General features: G+C 38.0%; 11 protein-coding genes. 3 read left to right on the forward strand and 8 right to left on the reverse strand.

What is annotated here, in order from left to right:
• Positions 1-243: transposase (locus BMX10_RS07260; protein ID WP_170834726.1), on the reverse strand; the 243-nt coding region annotated here is incomplete at its 3' end.
• Positions 244-622: 379 nt separating this feature from the next.
• Here BMX10_RS07260 and BMX10_RS07265 point away from each other — a divergent pair.
• Positions 623-2,551: a putative bifunctional diguanylate cyclase/phosphodiesterase gene (locus BMX10_RS07265; RefSeq protein ID WP_170834727.1), complete on the forward strand. Its 1,929-nt coding sequence runs from the start codon at positions 623-625 to the stop codon at positions 2,549-2,551.
• A 502-nt stretch (positions 2,552-3,053) separates the two neighbouring features.
• Here the strand turns inward: BMX10_RS07265 and BMX10_RS07270 are convergent.
• The 3 genes from BMX10_RS07270 to BMX10_RS07280 all read right to left on the reverse strand — a co-directional run bounded on the left by BMX10_RS07270 (position 3,054) and on the right by BMX10_RS07280 (position 5,647).
• Entirely contained in the window at positions 3,054-3,353 is a 300-nt protein-coding gene (locus BMX10_RS07270; RefSeq protein WP_090441656.1) for a hypothetical protein, read from the reverse strand.
• Positions 3,354-3,408: 55 nt separating this feature from the next.
• Complete coding sequence (locus BMX10_RS07275) at positions 3,409-4,746, reverse strand: cyclic 2,3-diphosphoglycerate synthase (protein ID WP_090441659.1); 1,338 nt, start codon at positions 4,744-4,746, stop codon at positions 3,409-3,411.
• Positions 4,747-4,993: 247 nt separating this feature from the next.
• Complete coding sequence (locus BMX10_RS07280) at positions 4,994-5,647, reverse strand: Crp/Fnr family transcriptional regulator (protein ID WP_170834728.1); 654 nt, start codon at positions 5,645-5,647, stop codon at positions 4,994-4,996.
• A 97-nt stretch (positions 5,648-5,744) separates the two neighbouring features.
• On the opposite strand from BMX10_RS07280, the gene BMX10_RS07285 reads away from it, so the two are divergent.
• Both BMX10_RS07285 and BMX10_RS07290 read left to right on the forward strand, forming a co-directional pair.
• Positions 5,745-6,227: a permease gene (locus BMX10_RS07285; protein WP_090441665.1), complete on the forward strand. Its 483-nt coding sequence runs from the start codon at positions 5,745-5,747 to the stop codon at positions 6,225-6,227.
• Complete coding sequence (locus BMX10_RS07290; protein WP_090441668.1) at positions 6,227-6,961, forward strand: permease; 735 nt, start codon at positions 6,227-6,229, stop codon at positions 6,959-6,961. Before BMX10_RS07285 ends, BMX10_RS07290 begins: the two co-directional genes overlap by 1 nt.
• Before the next feature lie 66 nt (positions 6,962-7,027).
• Here the strand turns inward: BMX10_RS07290 and BMX10_RS07295 are convergent, their stop codons facing one another.
• The 4 genes from BMX10_RS07295 to BMX10_RS07305 all read right to left on the reverse strand — a co-directional run bounded on the left by BMX10_RS07295 (position 7,028) and on the right by BMX10_RS07305 (position 17,321).
• Positions 7,028-10,708, reverse strand: coding sequence for an RCC1 domain-containing protein (locus BMX10_RS07295; protein ID WP_090441671.1), 3,681 nt, complete (start codon positions 10,706-10,708; stop codon positions 7,028-7,030).
• A gap of 355 nt (positions 10,709-11,063) precedes the next feature.
• A complete protein-coding gene (locus tag BMX10_RS17980) occupies positions 11,064-11,240 on the reverse strand; it encodes a hypothetical protein (RefSeq protein ID WP_170834729.1) in 177 nt (58 codons plus the stop codon).
• Positions 11,241-11,310: 70 nt separating this feature from the next.
• The gene (locus tag BMX10_RS07300; RefSeq protein WP_090441673.1) at positions 11,311-13,716 is read right to left on the reverse strand and encodes a stalk domain-containing protein; all 2,406 of its coding nucleotides are present in this window, start codon (positions 13,714-13,716) and stop codon (positions 11,311-11,313) included.
• Between the two features lie 533 nt (positions 13,717-14,249).
• A complete protein-coding gene (locus tag BMX10_RS07305; RefSeq protein WP_090441676.1) occupies positions 14,250-17,321 on the reverse strand; it encodes an efflux RND transporter permease subunit in 3,072 nt (1,023 codons plus the stop codon).
• Between the last annotated feature and the right edge of the window lie 11 nt (positions 17,322-17,332).

Genomic DNA, 17,332 nt, shown 5'->3' on the forward strand with positions numbered 1-17,332 from the left:
TTTTCTTGATGAAGTAATTTTGTTCATATATCCATAAATGTATAGCTTAAGTAGGTCTTTGGGGTTATACCCAGGTCTCCCCCTCTCTTTTGGGGTTGCATTCTTAAATCCTAGTTCACCTAGATCTATTGTTTCTACGAAAGCATCTATGATCCTTACAGGATTATCTTCTGTAACATAGTCATCTACATATTCTGGTAAGGCAATCTTGCTTTTTCTATGAATGCCTTCTATATATCTCATACTATCACCCTCCTTACTACTATTATGGGCGATTCTATGCATGCTATATCAAGATTACCTTATCCATTTATTGGATTTTTGGCGCGGCCTGACGTCAGACCTAGCAAAAATGGATTGTTATAACATAGTTTTTTTGTGGATGTCATGCAAAATCAATTATTGTTTTCTAGAAATAAGAGGTAAGAGATTTCAGTTTCTAAGACTATAACTAGAACATGCTATAACTGGAATAAATTGAAAGATGCTTAAGTAAATGGTATAATTTATATTATAAAAGTTACTGAAAATCAAACATTATACACAATAATTTTAAAAGGTAGCATCTGACATTGAACTCAAGGTTTCTGATTAATACAACTTGTAGATGGGGGATATGAATATGTTAAAAAAAGGGATTAATAAACAAAAAAACAACCTCAATAAATATTTTTTTAATGGTTCAATTGATAAAGTTGTTCAGGATCGTAAAAATGGAATTGCTCAATGGGCAAAGATCTCTCTGTGTATATTCATATACATAACAATGTCTTTTATTCTGAGGCAGATGTCATCACTAGAAGCTCCCCAGATCGTTTTTAGAGATATGGTATTAAACTACAATGTTCTAAACGGTGTTTTTGCACAAATTCAGGTGATGATTTCCGTCTATCTAGTTGTTAGGTATTCAAAACATGGCTATTTCATTGGTCTTTTACTAAACATTTATGGAGCTCTGTCAGCAGCAGTAGGTTTTTTTGTACATGGAAGTGCAGTTGCCCTTCCAGGGATTACAATCAATGTAGGTACTGCTATTATTATAACGATTATTTCTATTTTTCAACAATCGTTATATAATAAAATTAAAGAAATAGGAAGTCAAAAAGATGAGCTTGTATTGTTGTATGAAGAAGTTAGAGCATCCCGTGAGAAACTTCATCAACAAAATAAGCAGCTGATAGAATCTAACCAGGTTATCAAAAGAAACGAGGAAAGGCTTGTGCATTTAGCTTCTTTTGATGCTTTGACGGGACTTCCTAACCGGAAGATCATTATTGAAAGACTGGACAAGCTTACTAACTTTCAATTAAATCAGAAAACTACCTTTGCTGTTGTTTTTATTGACTTAGACAACTTCAAGAAAATCAATGATTCCATGGGACATCATGTTGGCGATCAGCTTCTTCAGCTTATTGTTAAGCGATGGAAACTAATGATTCATGAAAGTGATATGTTAGGACGTTTGGGTGGAGACGAATTTGCTTTAATAATCCAGCGTAAATTGGAGAAGAACGAAATATTTTCTTATGTAGAAAGTTTAAGAACTGCACTTCAGGATGCTTTGCTATTTAAAACAAAAAAATTCTATATAACTGCTAGCTATGGAATTTCAATTTATCCACAGGATGGTTTCAATTCTATTGAACTATTAAAATCAGCTGATATTGCAATGTACAAGGTAAAGAATCAAGGAAAGAACGGCATACAATTCTTTAGTCAAAATATGCAAAGTGAGATTCTACAAAAAATTAAAATAGAGAATGGTATACAGTCTGCTCTAAATAACAATGAATTATTTCTTGTTTTTCAACCTCAATATAGCTGTAGTTTAAAGTCCCTCAGAGGATTTGAGGCACTTGTCAGGTGGGAATCGTCAGAATTGGGGGTTGTTAGTCCTGCTGAATTTATTCCAGTGGTGGAAGAGACGGGGCAAATTGTTCAGATAGGAGAGTGGATTCTTCGAGATGCTCTGAGAAAATTTAAAGCGATGCAGGATTCTGACCATATGGACTCGATCCTGTCAATCAACATATCCGTTGTGCAGATTATCGAGTCTTCCTTTGTGGAGATGGTACAAAAAGCACTTGATGATATAGGATTTGAAACTAAATATTTAGAATTTGAAATTACTGAATCTGTATTTATATCTTTCCCGGACCATGTCATTGAGGTTATTAATCAACTAAAAAAAATGGGTATACGCATTGCATTGGATGATTTTGGTGCGGGTTACACTGCCTTAAAATATCTGCAAATGTTTCCACTGGACACTTTAAAGATTGATAAAACCTTTACCGACAGTATTGACGAGAAAAGTAAGGAGAACCATATTATGAGCTCAATTATTTCGCTGGCACATCAATTAGATATTGAGGTTGTAGCAGAGGGCGTTGAAAATACTACGCAACTGAATTATCTAACTGAACAGAAATGTGATTATATACAAGGATTTCTGTTGAGCAAACCTCTAAATTATCATGAGATGATCCAGCTGTCAAATGATAGAGATGATTCGGTTGATTCTATCATTTATGGATACAAGATTTCGTAGATTCATGCAGGACAGTAATCCATTTCTTATTTTATTTTTCAACCTTTCCAATGGCAACTTTACCTATTTCCAGTACTATGGTCATATATCCTATACTCACTTTTTCACAGATTATAGATAGCTTTGATAATTATGTTGCATTTCTCTATTGGTATTCCTGATAAAGCTTTTATTTAGATCTCTTCTTCAAGAATATCTTAACAAGGGGAAGAGGACAAGCGAAACGTCCGGGACCAGTGAAAAAGTCCTGTTCTGTGTCATTCTATGCGGCGAAGTGAAATGAAGAATCTTGAAAGCCTTTTAAATGCTAAGATACTTCGCTACGCTCAGAATGACAACTCAACCCATTTTTAAAAATTATGGATTTTTTCAGTGGTCTCTGACAGGGACTTGTCTGAAGCTAATATTATTAAAAGATTATCTAAGGAAGAGGTTCGGCGGTTTCCAGAAAAGGTCATACTGCAAAATTTCGTCGCAGGGAGGTTTGCTTATTACTGCTTTTTTATTCATTGGTTATGCTTAAATCTATAATACATACATTTTCTTTACTAAAGTAATAGCCATAGTGATTTCTAAGCTGATTTAATTCTTCCTTATTCAGTGATAAATTAGGTATAATCACCTGGATACTACCGGTGTCATCTACTAACTCTGCACTTAGGTAATCTTCTATATACGGTAAGGCATTGGAGCCTGGATCTGTTGTACTTGGTAATTCATCATCATTAAGCTTTCTTATGTTTTCAGTAAATAATTTAAGCCTGACCCTTTTTCCTATAGAAAAAGAGAAGCTTTGTTTCATACATCCTCATGATGATTTACAAAGCTTCTCTTTATTTTGTTAGATTTTCAGACTATTACAGCTTATGCTTTTCAATAAACTCATTCAATATCTTATCTAAGTTTGGACTACCCACTTCATCCAACGCATAATGGACACGGGTGCAGGGCTTGTTGATATTGATAATTCTGCTGAGATCAATGGGGGTGCCTATGATAACAGAATCGCAATCAACCTTATTAATGGTTTCTTCAAGATCCTTTAGCTGTTGTTCACTGTATCCCATTGCAGGCAGCAGGGTACCAATGTTTGTATAGATAGTATAGGTTTCTCTGATTTTTCCTACTGTGTATGGACGGGGATCAACGATTTCCTTTGCACCAAAACGCTGTGCTGCAATTACTCCCGCTCCTATTTTCATTTCTCCATGGGTAAGGGTAGGTCCATCCTCTACTACTAAAACCCTTTTTCCTTTAATTGCATCTATGTTATCTACTGTGATCTTGGATTCAGCCTTAATCACTGCCGCTTTAGGATTTACTTTTGCTATATTTTCTTCTACCCTCTTTATAGCCTCTCCATTAGCACTATCAATCTTGTTAATAATGGCTACATCTGTAAACCTTAGGTTCACTTCTCCAGGATAATAGTTTAATTCATGTCCAGGACGGTGGGGATCAAATACTGTAATCGCTAAATCCGGCTTATAGAAGGAAAAATCATTGTTTCCTCCATCCCATACAATGACATCACAGCCATCAGGGTCTTCTTCTGCCTCCCTTAAAATCCCTTCATAATCAACACCAGCGTAGATAATGTTTCCACGGGTGATATGTGGTTCATACTCTTCCATTTCCTCAACAGTACAGTTGTGCTTTTTTAAATCTTCTATAGAAGCAAATCTTTGAATTTTTTGTGCTGCAAGGTCACCATATGGCATTGGATGTCTAATGGCAACCACCTTAAGATTTTTTGCCATTAAGAGCTCTATCACCTTGCGAGAGGTCTGACTTTTGCCACAGCCGGTTCTTATGGCACAGACAGATATTACAGGTTTGGTGCTTTTTAGCATGGTGCTGTTTGGCCCTAATAGTTTAAAATCCGCACCTGCTGCATTAACCACTGCACCTATACTCATTACAGTCTCATAGCTTACATCACTGTAGGCAAATACACATTCATTCACTTTGAAATCCTTAATGAGTTCAGCCAATTTTTCTTGAGGATATATAGGGATTCCTTCAGGATACAGGCTTCCTGCCAGCTCCGAAGGATATCTTCGATTATCTATGTCCACTATTTGAGCAGCCGTAAAAGCAACTACTCTATAGTTCTCATTGTTACGATAATATGTATTAAAATTATGAAAATCTCTCCCAGCCGCCCCAATAATAATGACATTGTTTTGATTCATTCAACCATCTCCTTTGTATGATTATACAATTTGTAGTAACATTATACACTGTTAGCGATAAAATATAAAGAGAAAAAATTATTTTTTTGAATATGGCTGATATTTTTTGCATCATGGAAGGCCACAGGGGGACATCCCTACGATGGTAAATAATAACTATTCTGTTTTTTTCTTTATCAAGAGGAATTAGTTCTTTGCTGTTATGATATCATTGTTAGTGTTTTTTCTTTGATAATAAGCAAATATATCATTGAATGATTTTCTCATCTATAATGGTAATGCTAGTTGCATCATATACTATAAGACCTTCTTTTTTCATTTTTTGCAGCTCTCTAGATAGTGAAGTTCTTTGTATACCAATCCTTTCTGCTAAAGCTTTTTTTGTGGTATTCAGTCTTATTTTATATGTATTTTGCAGATAGTATTCGTTTTTTAAATAAGCACAAATACTGTCACGTATTGAACGATTAGCATAATGTTTAATCTTATCTCCTAAAATCAATGCATTTCCAGAGATCAATTGAAGAAATTCATAGAGAAATTCTCTATTATTACAACAAAGCTCAAAAAGAATTTCTTTTTCTATCTCCAGTATTTCAACATCTGTTCGTGCAGAGATGGTCATTGGGTAGTAGGGATTTCTAGAAAATATAAGATTACCACCCAAAATATCATCGGGATAAAATTCTGTGATTGTAAATAAATCGCCATTTTCACCAATTCTTTCAATAACTACTTTCCCCTCAAGAATTACTTCTAAGCAACTACATTTATCCCCATCAAAATGTATAACTTGTCCCTTTTTATAAACACTGACTTTTAATATTTTCCTAGATAGATAATCTTGGAACAATTCATGTGGAATTGTATTAAGGAGGGTATATTTTTCAATATTTTTCAAAAATTGCATCATAAATCTCCTTCCTGTTACATTGGTAACACCTTTTATTTTAATTCTATTATATAATGGTTTATATCGTATTTGAAAGGGTGATTTTATGGATATTGTTACACTATCAATGTGGGGTATCTCGTTACCTTTAATGATCTATTCTTACTTAAAAAAGAGAGGAAAAACAAAAGAAGCAACTCATAAAGCTAAAGGGATGATGCAAGGTATGCTTCCAGATATCATTGCTATTATTTTTCTTATTGGTTTTGTATTGAGTTTGCTAACACCAGCTACTATTGCTGAAACCCTTAGTAAGGTAAACCCCTTTACCGGTACTTTATTTGCTGCTTTAATAGGATGTGTAACTTTGATTCCAGCCTTTGTAGCTTTTCCTCTGGTTGGATCATTGATTGAGGGAGGGGCTCACCTAGTGCCATCAGTGGCTTTTCTCACAACCCTCACCATGGTGGGAATAAAGACATTTCCTCTAGAAGCAAAGGAATTTGGAATAAAGTTTACACTCCTTCGTAGTTTATTAAGTTTTGTTTTAGCCCTATTGGTGGCTTTTATCATGGGAGGTCTGATGTAATGCTATTTCAATCAATTAAAAAATATAAGCTTATTTTTATAACGATGGTACTCTATCTTGTCACTTTCATATTTTCCCAAGGACTTTTTATCCAAGCATTACAAAATACAAGACACTACTTACTTGAAATGCTGGTGGTAATGCCTGTTATCTTTATGCTAACGGTACTAATAGAAATATGGATTTCAAAAGAGTCCATTATGAAAAATCTCGGGGAAAGTTCTGGGCTTAAAGGATTTGGATTTTCAGTGATTTTAGGTAGCTTGTCAGCAGGACCAATCTATGCTGCTTTTCCTATCTGTAAAATGCTTCTATCCAAGGGTGCTAGCATTGTGAATATAGTCGTTATATTAAGTGCATGGGCGGTTATTAAGGTACCTATGTTAGCCAATGAAGCAAGATTTTTAGGTCCTAAGTTTATGGTTATACGCTGGATATTAACCGTTATTTCAATCTACTTCATGGCATATATTATGGGTATTCTAATAAAAAAAGAAGATATTCCTCAGATGAAATCTTCAAATCCAGATGGATTATCTATCAATGAAGATTATTGTGTTGGCTGTAGTATTTGTGTAAAGATGCTTCCTGGAGCTTTTGAAATGAACCAGAAAAAGGCACAGGTCAAAGCTATAGATTTAGATTCTTCTAATATACCTGCTATCATGAAGATTATAGAAAAGTGCCCTACCAAGGCCATTTCACTTAGTAGCAAAGGTTTATCTCCTCAATAAGAATCCCGTTGTGGAGAAGACTAATAGCTCCTCACTAGGTTTGGTCCTTAGTGAGGAGCTATTGTTTTATTGAGAATGGGAACCAAGGATGTGGGATTTAGTTAACAAATTTCTTATGGCAGTTGCAGCTTCTGCATAGGTAAAGGTACCCTTTGGATCAATAGTAGTATGGGTTCTTCCATTGAATACTCCTGCGCTGATGGTTTTCTTTACGTATTGATATGCCCAGTCAGCTACTTGATCTTTATCTATGTAATTATCTATTCTGTTGCTATCTCCTTCTTTTAATCCTACTATATCCATTGCTTTGGCATACATGGTCATGGCTTCCTGTCGGCTGATTTGTGCTTCTGGTCTGAAGCTGCCATCTGGATACCCTGTTATGATGCCATATTCTGTGGCTATTGTGATGGCATCTGCTAATTCGTTGGTTATGTCTACATCTGTAAACTTTCCTGCCTTTGAGGCTCCTGTTCTGTATAGTCCCAGTGCCTTTGTGATGTATTCTGCAAACTCACCCCGAGAAATAGCTCCATTAGGTGTAAAGGTCTCTGGATTTTTGATGATCAGCCTTGACGCCATATCATTTACGTGTTTCCTTGACCAGTGGTTTTCTACCGATGCTACTGTTACTGGATTCCTGATGATTGTGTAGATTGAATTGGTTATGGAGCTTAGCTTTGCGTACCATTTTCCTTCTTTTTCAAATACTGTGGTTGGTATGTGGGAGAAGGTTCCATCGGGGTTATATACTACTCCTGTTGTTATTTTTTGGGGGTCAACTCCTGCTGGTATCTCCATCACTCTCGGTGCATAGCTTGAAAATTGTGTAATGGTTGTTTCTTTCTTTGCTCCTGTGGCAGATGTTGTTTTTGCCAGTATTTTAAATTCTACCGGTGGGAACAGTATTTCGTAGCTCTTTGCCTGTGCTTTTTCTTTTAGCTCCTTTACCTGGTCTTCTCTTAGATGATTGATTTGCACTTCTATATCTATGTCTTTGAGGGAATCTGTACCTACCTCCAGTACTGATGCTATCTCCTCTATTGCTATTGCTTTGACTGGTATAAAATAATCTACCTTTTCTGTGGTTATGGCTAGGCTAAAGTCCTTTTGTGCCATTTTCTTTATTATGTCTCCTGTTAGTATGGTCTTTATTTGTTGTGCATCTTTTGCGGCTACGGGTATTTCTACTATGTTTTCTGTTGTACTGCCATCGGTTTCACTGTCTTTTAGCACTTGGTCTATTATTTTATTTAGTATATTGGAGTCTGCTCTTAGTTCTACTATTTTCTGTTCATTTTCTTCTGTTACTGTTTCTGTTCCTGCTATTTGTTTCTGACCATTTACTATGACAGTGGTTTCGGTTTCTGTTGTTGATGGCCCTGGGACTTGTGATGGTGCTGGTGCTGGTGTTGGTGTTGGTGTGCCGCCTCCGCCACCACCGCCGCCTGTTGGTATGGCTGTCCATACAGCATAAAGAGTTGCGTTGGCTGTTCCCATGGTGAAGATGTCACTAGAATTATAGCCTGTTCCTTTTCCATCCGCTTGGGTGCTCCAGCCTGCAAAGGTGTAGCCTGTTTTTGTCAGGTTACCTGTGTTGCCCAGGACTGTGACGGAGGCTCCTGCTGGATATTTATTGTCTATTGGTACCATTCCTCCTGTATTTCCGTTTCCGTTATAGGTTACTGTTAATAGATTTACTGTTACCTCTGCTGTTAATGCTTCTGCACTGGTTGTAAGCTTATCTTTATTTATAATAATTTTTCCTGTTCCTTCTTTATCCAGTGTTCCATATACTGATGCTGTAACGGTGGTAGATGTATTATCTACTGTTGAGATACTTAACCCGCTAAAGACTCCTCCAAGGCTTAGGTCGGATTTGTATACAGAGCCTGTTACTGTATCATTATTGATGCTTATGGTGAATTGTTGACTAAAGTTTAGATTGCCTGATACTGTGGATGGGTTTACTGTTAGATAGCAGTAGGGATCCCTTGTCACAGTTATGGTATATGTTTTTGTGGTAGTCTTATCCTGTGCTGTTACTTCCACGGTTATTATATTGGCTCCTACATTTAAGTTGATTGCATCGCTTGCCTGTCCTCCTGCTACGTTACTATTGTTTATTTTCACTGTTGCAAGGCCGTGTTCTACAGTGGGGATAACGGTTATACTGTCCACGTTGTATGCCACACTTGAGGTATAGGCTGTTGTTTCCTTATCAAATGCAGGATCAAGTGTCCCCATGCTGAAACTAAGTCCGCTCAAATAGGCATTGTTTGACTCTGCTTTCACCGGTGTGCTTTGATTTGACGTACTACCATTGCCAAGCTGTCCATCCATTCCATATCCCCAGGCATAGACTTCTCCATTTTTTAAGGCTAAGGAGTGAACATTTCCTGCTGATATGGCTATTACTTTTGTGTTTCCCATATTTCCGTCTGCTACTTTAACGGGGATAGCTTCACTAGACGTACTAGAATTGCCAAGCTGTCCAGACATTCCAAATCCCCAGGCATATACCCCTTCACCTTTTATGGCTAGGGAGTGGCCTCCTCCTGCTGATATCGCTGTGACTTCTTCGTTGATCATAGCTCCATCTGCTACTCTAACGGGTGTGCTTTGAATGTGGTAATTACTAATACCATCCCCTCGCCGTCCATCCATTCCTTGTCCCCAAGCATATACCACTCCACCTTTTAGGGCTAGGGAGTGAACACTTCCTGCTGAGATGGCCGTTACTCCTGTGTTCATCATATCTTCGTCTGCTACTTTCACCGGGGTATTCTGATCCTCCGTATCACCATTCCCAAGCTGTCCATCATCTCCCTTTCCCCAGGCATATACCACTCCACTTTTTAAGGCTAAGGAGTGATGCACTCCTGTTGATATGGCTGTGACTTCTTCGTTGATCATAGCTCCATCTGCTACTCTAACCGGGGTACTTTGATTCATGTTTTCACTATTTCCAAGCCGTCCACTCTCTCCAGATCCCCAGGCATATACCACTTCACCTTTTAAGGCTAAGGAGTGATGCACTCCTGCTGATATGGCTGTGACTCCTGCGTTGACCATAGCTCCATCTGCTACTTTAACAGGGGTAATTTGATTAATCCATTCCCCATTTCCAAGCCGTCCACTCCCTCCATATCCCCAGGCATAGACCACTCCATCTTTTATGGCTAAGGAGTGCTGCCCTCCTGCTGATATGGCTGTTACTCCTGTGTTTCCCATATCTCCGTCTGCTACTTTAACTGGGGTCATTTGATTTGTCCATTCCCCATTGCCAAGCTGTCCAAACCCTCCATCTCCCCAAGCATAGACCTCTCCTGTACTGGTTAACGCCAAAGAATGAGACGATCCTGCAGATATCTCTACGATGGTTACCCCTTCAGCCAGTACACTATCCCACGAGAAACCGTACATCTCAAGCTCTTCCAAGCTCATGGGAACATAGGCTGCTGCTCCTAAAATAGTAACCTCAGACACGGGATAACTCGTACCCTCTCCAACAGAGACTAAATGATCACCCATCAAACGCTTCACGATTTTTCTGTCGTCTTTTAGCTGAGCAACTACCATATCCCCATCTGCATAGATTTCAGATACGATTTGAATCACATCTCCATCCTTTAAAACAGGATTCATAGAATTTCCCGTTATCAAAAAATAGTCCGCTGCCGATGCAAAAACTGAATTTAACAAAAACATCAATACCAATAATAAAATCCTTATTCGCTTTTTCATATCAATCTAAACCTCCTATTTGTTAGTTTACTACACCATTAATGCTCTGACAATTTTTATTTTTATTATAGCAAACTATTCTAACAGGATTCTGACAAATCAGTTTATATTTCGAGCTTAATTGTTGGTAGAATGCTTCTCACTTAGAAGGATAATGGCTTTACATACCACATTTTATCCATTGTTACCTGTAATCATTACATGGAATTGTAATCTAGGATCATAAATTGGCGGTTTTCTTACCATATTCATCACTAAAGTGATCCTATCATTGGTAAGTAAATAATTCAAGCCTGACCCTTTTTCCTATTTTCCTTCTTTTTTCATCAATGCTGGTCAATTAATACGATTGATGTTATACAAAAAAGTTAAAGCCTATAGCAGATTCGCTATAGGCTTTTTTAGGAGTCGCCTGGACGTTTTGTTTGACACTTTTAAGTTTCTGAATAATATTCCTATACTGATTCACTATGGTATCTATTTTGAAAAAGGTATCCAGTTCTTCCATGTCTTCTATTATGATATTGTGCATATCCTACGTTTATCCTTCTAATTTGTACTCCCCAGAAAAAAATTCTGAGGTCCTATTGGTTTTAAGTAGTCTATCTTGTTATAGTAATCTCTCTGGTTTCTTCATCGTATTCCACCGCAGCTCCTAGCACCTCACTGATAAAACGAAGAGGTACAAAGGTACGGCCTGGTGAAACAATCCTTGGTTCACAATCAATAATGATAATTTCTCCATTAGCCAGTACTTCCTTTGAACCAATGGTCAGCAGGATTTCCAGTTCTCCTTCTATAATCAAAATCTGTCTTGTCTCTGGTAGCCAGATTACCTCTGCCCCTAGGGCTTCGCTGATGAATTTGATTGGGACTAGGGTTCTGTTGGATTCTTCGTCGATAAAGGGCATTGCATCCATTAAATGGGTTTGATCATCTATTTGTGTCTCCAGTTTTCCAATAGTAAGTCGTATTTGTTTTTTAGGGGGATTTTCCTCCTCTAGTGGTTCTTTTTGAATTTTTTCTGTAGTTTCTCCAATAACTTGGGTAAAGCTATGTCTCGCTACTCTGCCATTTTGATCTGTTACTGTGATGGTGTATTGATAGGTTCCCGCCTTGATAGGGGTACCACTTATGGCCCCATCCTTTGAAAGGGTTAAACCCTCTGGTAATGCTCCACTGGTGATTTTAAAGCTGTAACCTCCACTGCCGCCTGTGGCAGTGAAGCTGTAGGTGTATTGGCTGCCTGCTGTTGTTTGAGTAGGATTGGTTTTGCCGATGCTTATGCTGCTGGAGCTACTGCTATTGGAGGCTCGGGGTGTTCCGCTCACTTCATTGGTGTTAATGCTGTCTCCTGCTAAATTGGTTGCTTTCACCACAAAATAATAAGTTGTGCCATTGATTAATCCTGTTGCATTAAAACTGTGAACTGGTGCCGTCACTGTAGCAATTGGTGTCGTATAACCACCAGAGGTTGTGCTTTGGTAGATCTTATAGCTTTCTGCTCTTTCAACTGAATTCCAGCTTATGCTGATCTGTTTGTCCCCTGCTGTTACTGATTGTATCACTGGTGCTATCGGTATGGTTACTGGTATGGGCGGATTTATTGCATTCTCTACCTCATCAAATACAGTAAGTCCGGAATCTGCTATAACAAAATCTGTTGAAGGATCTGTTATGGGACTTGTCAAATGCTGTTGGTAGTCACCACCTGTTTTAAGCTGATAACTTGTGTTGGCTGGTACTGTAAAAGCAATAGTTTTATAATCATGGTTTGGTGTAAAGCTAGTTTCTGGATTAAAAACGTCTTTAACATGAATACTTGTAGCAGTTCCTATGTTTTTCATTTCTAAAAAATTTACCATAAATACTGCTGCTGTACTTTTATTTTCAATACTCCCCGATAATGTATGTATAGCTGGATTCGTTATAGTCTCTGAAGCTACTTTCACTGTTGCAGCTGAATTTATGGTGATAGTACCACCTGCTCCACTATAACCACCACCGATGCCTGCGCCACCACCGATGCCTGCACCACCAGGGAGGCCTGCAGCATTTTGTCCACCTGTTGCTGTTACCGTTCCATCTGATATGATGATGGTATCACCTGCTCCCAGAAAGCCACCACCGATGCCTGCACCAGCAATTCCACCTATTGCTGTCATAGTTCCACCTGAAATTGTGATGGTGCCACCTGCTCCCCGATTGCCGCCTCCGATGCCTGCACCGGCAGTTCCACCTATTGCTGTCGTAGTTCCACCCGAAATTGTGATGCTACCACCTGCTCCCAGATAGCCACCACCGATGCCTGCACCAGCAATTCCACCTGTTGCTGTTACCGTTCCATCTGATATGGTGATGGTACCACCTGCTCCACTATCACCACCACCGATGCCCGCTCCATCAGTTCCACCTCTTGCTGTCACCGTTCCACCCGAAATTGTGATGCTACCACCTGCTGCAAGATTGCCGCCACCGATGCCTGCCCCTTCAGTTCCACCTGTTGCATCAAGAGACCCAGTTCCATTAATCGTAATGGTATTTCCCCTACGCACCTGTAAACCTGCCCTGGACGCCCCACTTTTAAGGGTATTGGTACCTTCCAAAGTGAGTGTCACATTTGCAGCCTTTCTCAATTCAAAAGCAGCATTATCATCTGTTCCAATACTAATACCGACATCCCGAAGGGTTATATTTGCCTTAACACCATCCACAACAACTATGTTGGTTGTGGTGGTACCAGTAATGACAATTGTATCAATTGCATAAACATGCTCTGTCACACTTGATGTGCCATGTTTTACCGCTATCATATCTCCAATTCCCGCCGTTATGGTTATATTTCCATTCTCTATGTCAAAGATATGGTCAGTAGAACTAATACTTGCAGCATCCGCATACATTGGTAGTCCTACTGGTGCTATCATTGATAGCAGTATTGTCAGGATCATAAGCAAGCTCAACATTTGTTTCTTTTGTTTCTTTTGTTTCTTTTGTTTCTTTTTCATCTTTGTCATCTCCTCCATTTTTATCTTAAAATCCTAGAATCCTTATGTGGTGCTATTGTTTAAGGTTTTTTTATAGTATATCATTGTCCTCTAACAGGATTCTGACAAATATACTTCTATGGAATAATCATAGGCGTCCACTTAACTCAATCATTTCCAGAAACCTTCTCAAAGTATCATCCTGAGCATAGCCAAGGATCTTGCAATTCTTATATCACTTAGTTTTCCAGAAGAAATATTGTAAGTCATTTTTAATATAGTAGATTTTGAAGTTCTGAGATATATTCTTAACAACTCTATAGCTACTAGTTTTGATATTATTGTTTTTTACCTCTGATGCATTGCGAACTTAGACTTTTAGGCTATTCTGCATAATACCCTTTTCGATAGCAGTGGATTTGCCCTCTATTTCTACTATAGGGGGTATAAGGGTCATGCTTGAATTATTTGCTTGCAAATTTAAAACCCCTTCCCTACATTATTAAGGAAGAGGTCCGACGATTTCTAGAATGGGTTCAAATTATAAAGTAAGATTAGGTTATTATTCTATCCTTGTGTTTCTTCAATTTCTCTTTTAAATCTTCAATTAAGCTGTAGACCACTGGTATGATTATCATGGTCAAAAAGGTCGAAACAATTAATCCAAACATCAAAGCAATTGCCATAGGACTAAATAGACTGCTTCCTGATAAAGCCAAAGGCGTCAGCCCCATAACCGTAGTGGTGGCAGTTAAAATGATAGCATTCAAACGCTTATCTATAGCATCTAAACATGCTTCCTCTATAGTATAGCCTTCCTTTCTAGCATCGTTAATGTATTCGATAATTAGTATCCCATTATTTACCACTATCCCTGCAAGGGCAATGATGCCTAAAAAGGCTGTAAAGGATAGAGGATTTCTTAGCAAGAATAAGCCTAAGGCAGAGCCTATGATGGATAAAGGTACTGTGAGAAGTATAATAAGGGGTTGGATAAATGAATGAAACTGTATTAACAAAATAATATACATAGCAAAAATGCTGAATAAAGCTAAAATCCCTAAAATAGAAAAATTCTCGTCGATTTCTTCTCTTTCTCCTTCAAAGCTTATAGTGGTGCCGCTAGTATCAAGGGTAGGAAGTATTTCATCTTCAATGGTATTTGCTATTGCTACAGGACTATAGCCTGAAAGCTCATTCACCAAAAGCTCTATTGTTTGAACTCCTCTATAGGTATAGATTCCATTTACTCGTCTATTAAATTCTACAGCTGCAAACTGCTTTATAGGTACCTTGTTCCCAGTAAAGGAAGACTTTATTTCAAGATTTTCCAACAATTGTACATCATTGATGGAGCTCTTCAGCAATATATTATATTCATTTCCTTCTCTTCGATACACTGAGGCATTGCTGCCAAAGAGAGCTATATGCACCTGACTCTGCAGGTCGTATTGAGAGATTCCAAAACTGCTGGCTTTATCCTTATCTACTTTTATTTCTAATTGTAGGGTTTCATCCTTTGCATTATGTCTTACATTCACCGTGCCAGGAATCTTAGAAACTTCTTCCTTCAGTAAATCACTAACCTCTCTCAGTCGATCATAATTTTCCCCAGAAATCATAAGGATTACTCTAGCTTCAAATGGCTCTGCATATTCCAAAAGCTTAACCGTCCCTCTGCCATAGGGGATATTCTCATTTAATTTCCTCTGGATATAATCAATAAAATCTGTATTGCTATTGAACCTTCTGGCTTTCTTGTCTCCTAAATCAAATTTTGCCACTAATTGTGCAAAATCTGGTGAAGGTGTAGCAGGCCACATGGTGATATGAAATTTAGGCAATCCTGTACCTACAGCTACCGTATAGCTTGTTATTTCTGGTTCTCTGTATAGGAGCTTTACAATCTCATCTGTTAGCCTTTCTGTGGCTTCGATATCATCAGGTGCTTCTGAAACAATATCTATATAAAATAAGTTTTTATCGGTATAGGGAAAAAATTGAGGGTCTAATGCTGGTATGATGAAGGTAAGGGTACCAATAAAGACAGCCATTGTGATGCCTAGAACCACCTTTCTTCTCTTTAAAGCAGCCATTAAGGTATTGCAAAAGAACTTCCTAAAGATGCTCTCCTTTTTCTTTTCTGTCTTACCTTTTTTAAAAAATGTAGTAGCCATAGCAGGTGTAATAAACATGGCAACACTATAGGCTGAAAGGATTGAAATGATCAAGATAATAGGGATTGCCTCTAAAAAATCTCCAGATGGCCCTGGTATTCCCAGGAGAGGTGCAAAGGCAGCAATGGTTGTAAGGGTAGCGGCTAATATAGGTATGGACATGGATGCCGCTCCTTTATAGGCTGCTTCTGCCCTTTCTACACCTTGATCTATTCTTACCTGTATGTTATCACTTATAACAATGGCATTATCCACTAGCATTCCAAGGGCAATAATCAAGCCCGTTAAAGATATTTGATGAATGTCTACCTTCATGACATACATAATCCCAAAGGTTATTAATATAGATAATGGAATAACCATAGAAACAACTAAAGCATTTCTTAGCCCCATACCCCCAAAAACCACTATGATCACTAGAATCATGCCTGCTATCAAGCTCTTCATAAAGGTATTGATTGATTCAGCTATATCATCAGGCTGATAAATAACCTCTTCCACCATTAAGTCCTCTGGCAGTGTAGCTTTTACTTCATCAATGGCTTTTCTTACATCTTTTCCAACAATCATAACATTTTTACCTTTTTGAAAATACCCTGTCAGAAGGACGGCATTCCTTCCATTTTGTTTAAATTTAGTCACGTTTTCTTCCAAGTCCATGTATATCTTTGCCACATCAGAAAGCTTAGTAACGCTTCCTGTCTCTGGCGAGACACTGATAATTGTATCTCGAATCTCCTCCAATGAGCTGTAGGTTCCTGGAGTCATTACAGTAATCTTTGCGTCTTCATATCTAATACTACCAGAGGGTATTTGTACATTTTGAGCTTGAAGAATTTCATTTATATCTGCAATAGATATATCCAGTTGATTAAGTTTTGCAATATCCACCTCTACCTTAACTTCTTTTTTTAATTTTCCCTCCACGTTAAACTCTGAAATTCCTTTAATATTCACCAGCTTATCCTTAAAAAGCTTTCCAAAGGAATCCAGTTGTTCATAGGTATAGTTCTCTCCCGAAAGACTGATAATAATCCCTGCTGCTTTTATCAGATCAGTATTCACCTCACTAGGTAAACACCCATTTGGTAATTCTGACTGCACATCAGCAACGGCATTCCTAACATTTTGTAGGGCTATATTGGTATCTACATAGTTATGAAAGACAACTGTTACAACAGACAACCCTTCATTTGATAGTCCATAGCTTTTATCAAAGCCCTCTAGCTCTGCTAATTTATCCTCAATTTTTTTTGTTACTAAATCTTTTACATCTGCTGGTGAAGCTCCAGGATAAACAGTAATAATCATGGCAGCAGGCTCTGAAACATCTGGACTTTCCTGTTTAGGCAATAGGTAATAGCTTATACTTCCATAGAATGCGATTACCACTGCTAAGAATAATGTGATTTTTCTTTTCTCTATAAATAATTTTATAAATTTAGCCATCGTGATCACAT

It is taken from the genome of Natronincola peptidivorans, from assembly GCF_900111615.1.
GTDB classification, from domain to species: domain Bacteria; phylum Bacillota; class Clostridia; order Peptostreptococcales; family Natronincolaceae; genus Natronincola_A; species Natronincola_A peptidivorans.

What these genes read in the sequence shown, in the direction of transcription:
- BMX10_RS07275 (WP_090441659.1), bottom strand. Translation starts at nt 4,746, where the DNA reads ATGAATCAAAACAATGTCATTATTATTGGGGCGGCTGGGAGAGATTTT.
- BMX10_RS07285 (WP_090441665.1), top strand. Translation starts at nt 5,745, where the DNA reads ATGGATATTGTTACACTATCAATGTGGGGTATCTCGTTACCTTTAATG.
- BMX10_RS07300 (WP_090441673.1), bottom strand. Translation starts at nt 13,716, where the DNA reads ATGAAAAAGAAACAAAAGAAACAAAAGAAACAAAAGAAACAAATGTTG.
- BMX10_RS07265 (WP_170834727.1), top strand. Translation starts at nt 623, where the DNA reads ATGTTAAAAAAAGGGATTAATAAACAAAAAAACAACCTCAATAAATAT.
- BMX10_RS07290 (WP_090441668.1), top strand. Translation starts at nt 6,227, where the DNA reads ATGCTATTTCAATCAATTAAAAAATATAAGCTTATTTTTATAACGATG.
- BMX10_RS07270 (WP_090441656.1), bottom strand. Translation starts at nt 3,353, where the DNA reads ATGAAACAAAGCTTCTCTTTTTCTATAGGAAAAAGGGTCAGGCTTAAA.
- BMX10_RS07305 (WP_090441676.1), bottom strand. Translation starts at nt 17,321, where the DNA reads ATGGCTAAATTTATAAAATTATTTATAGAGAAAAGAAAAATCACATTA.
- BMX10_RS17980 (WP_170834729.1), bottom strand. Translation starts at nt 11,240, where the DNA reads ATGCACAATATCATAATAGAAGACATGGAAGAACTGGATACCTTTTTC.
- BMX10_RS07295 (WP_090441671.1), bottom strand. Translation starts at nt 10,708, where the DNA reads ATGAAAAAGCGAATAAGGATTTTATTATTGGTATTGATGTTTTTGTTA.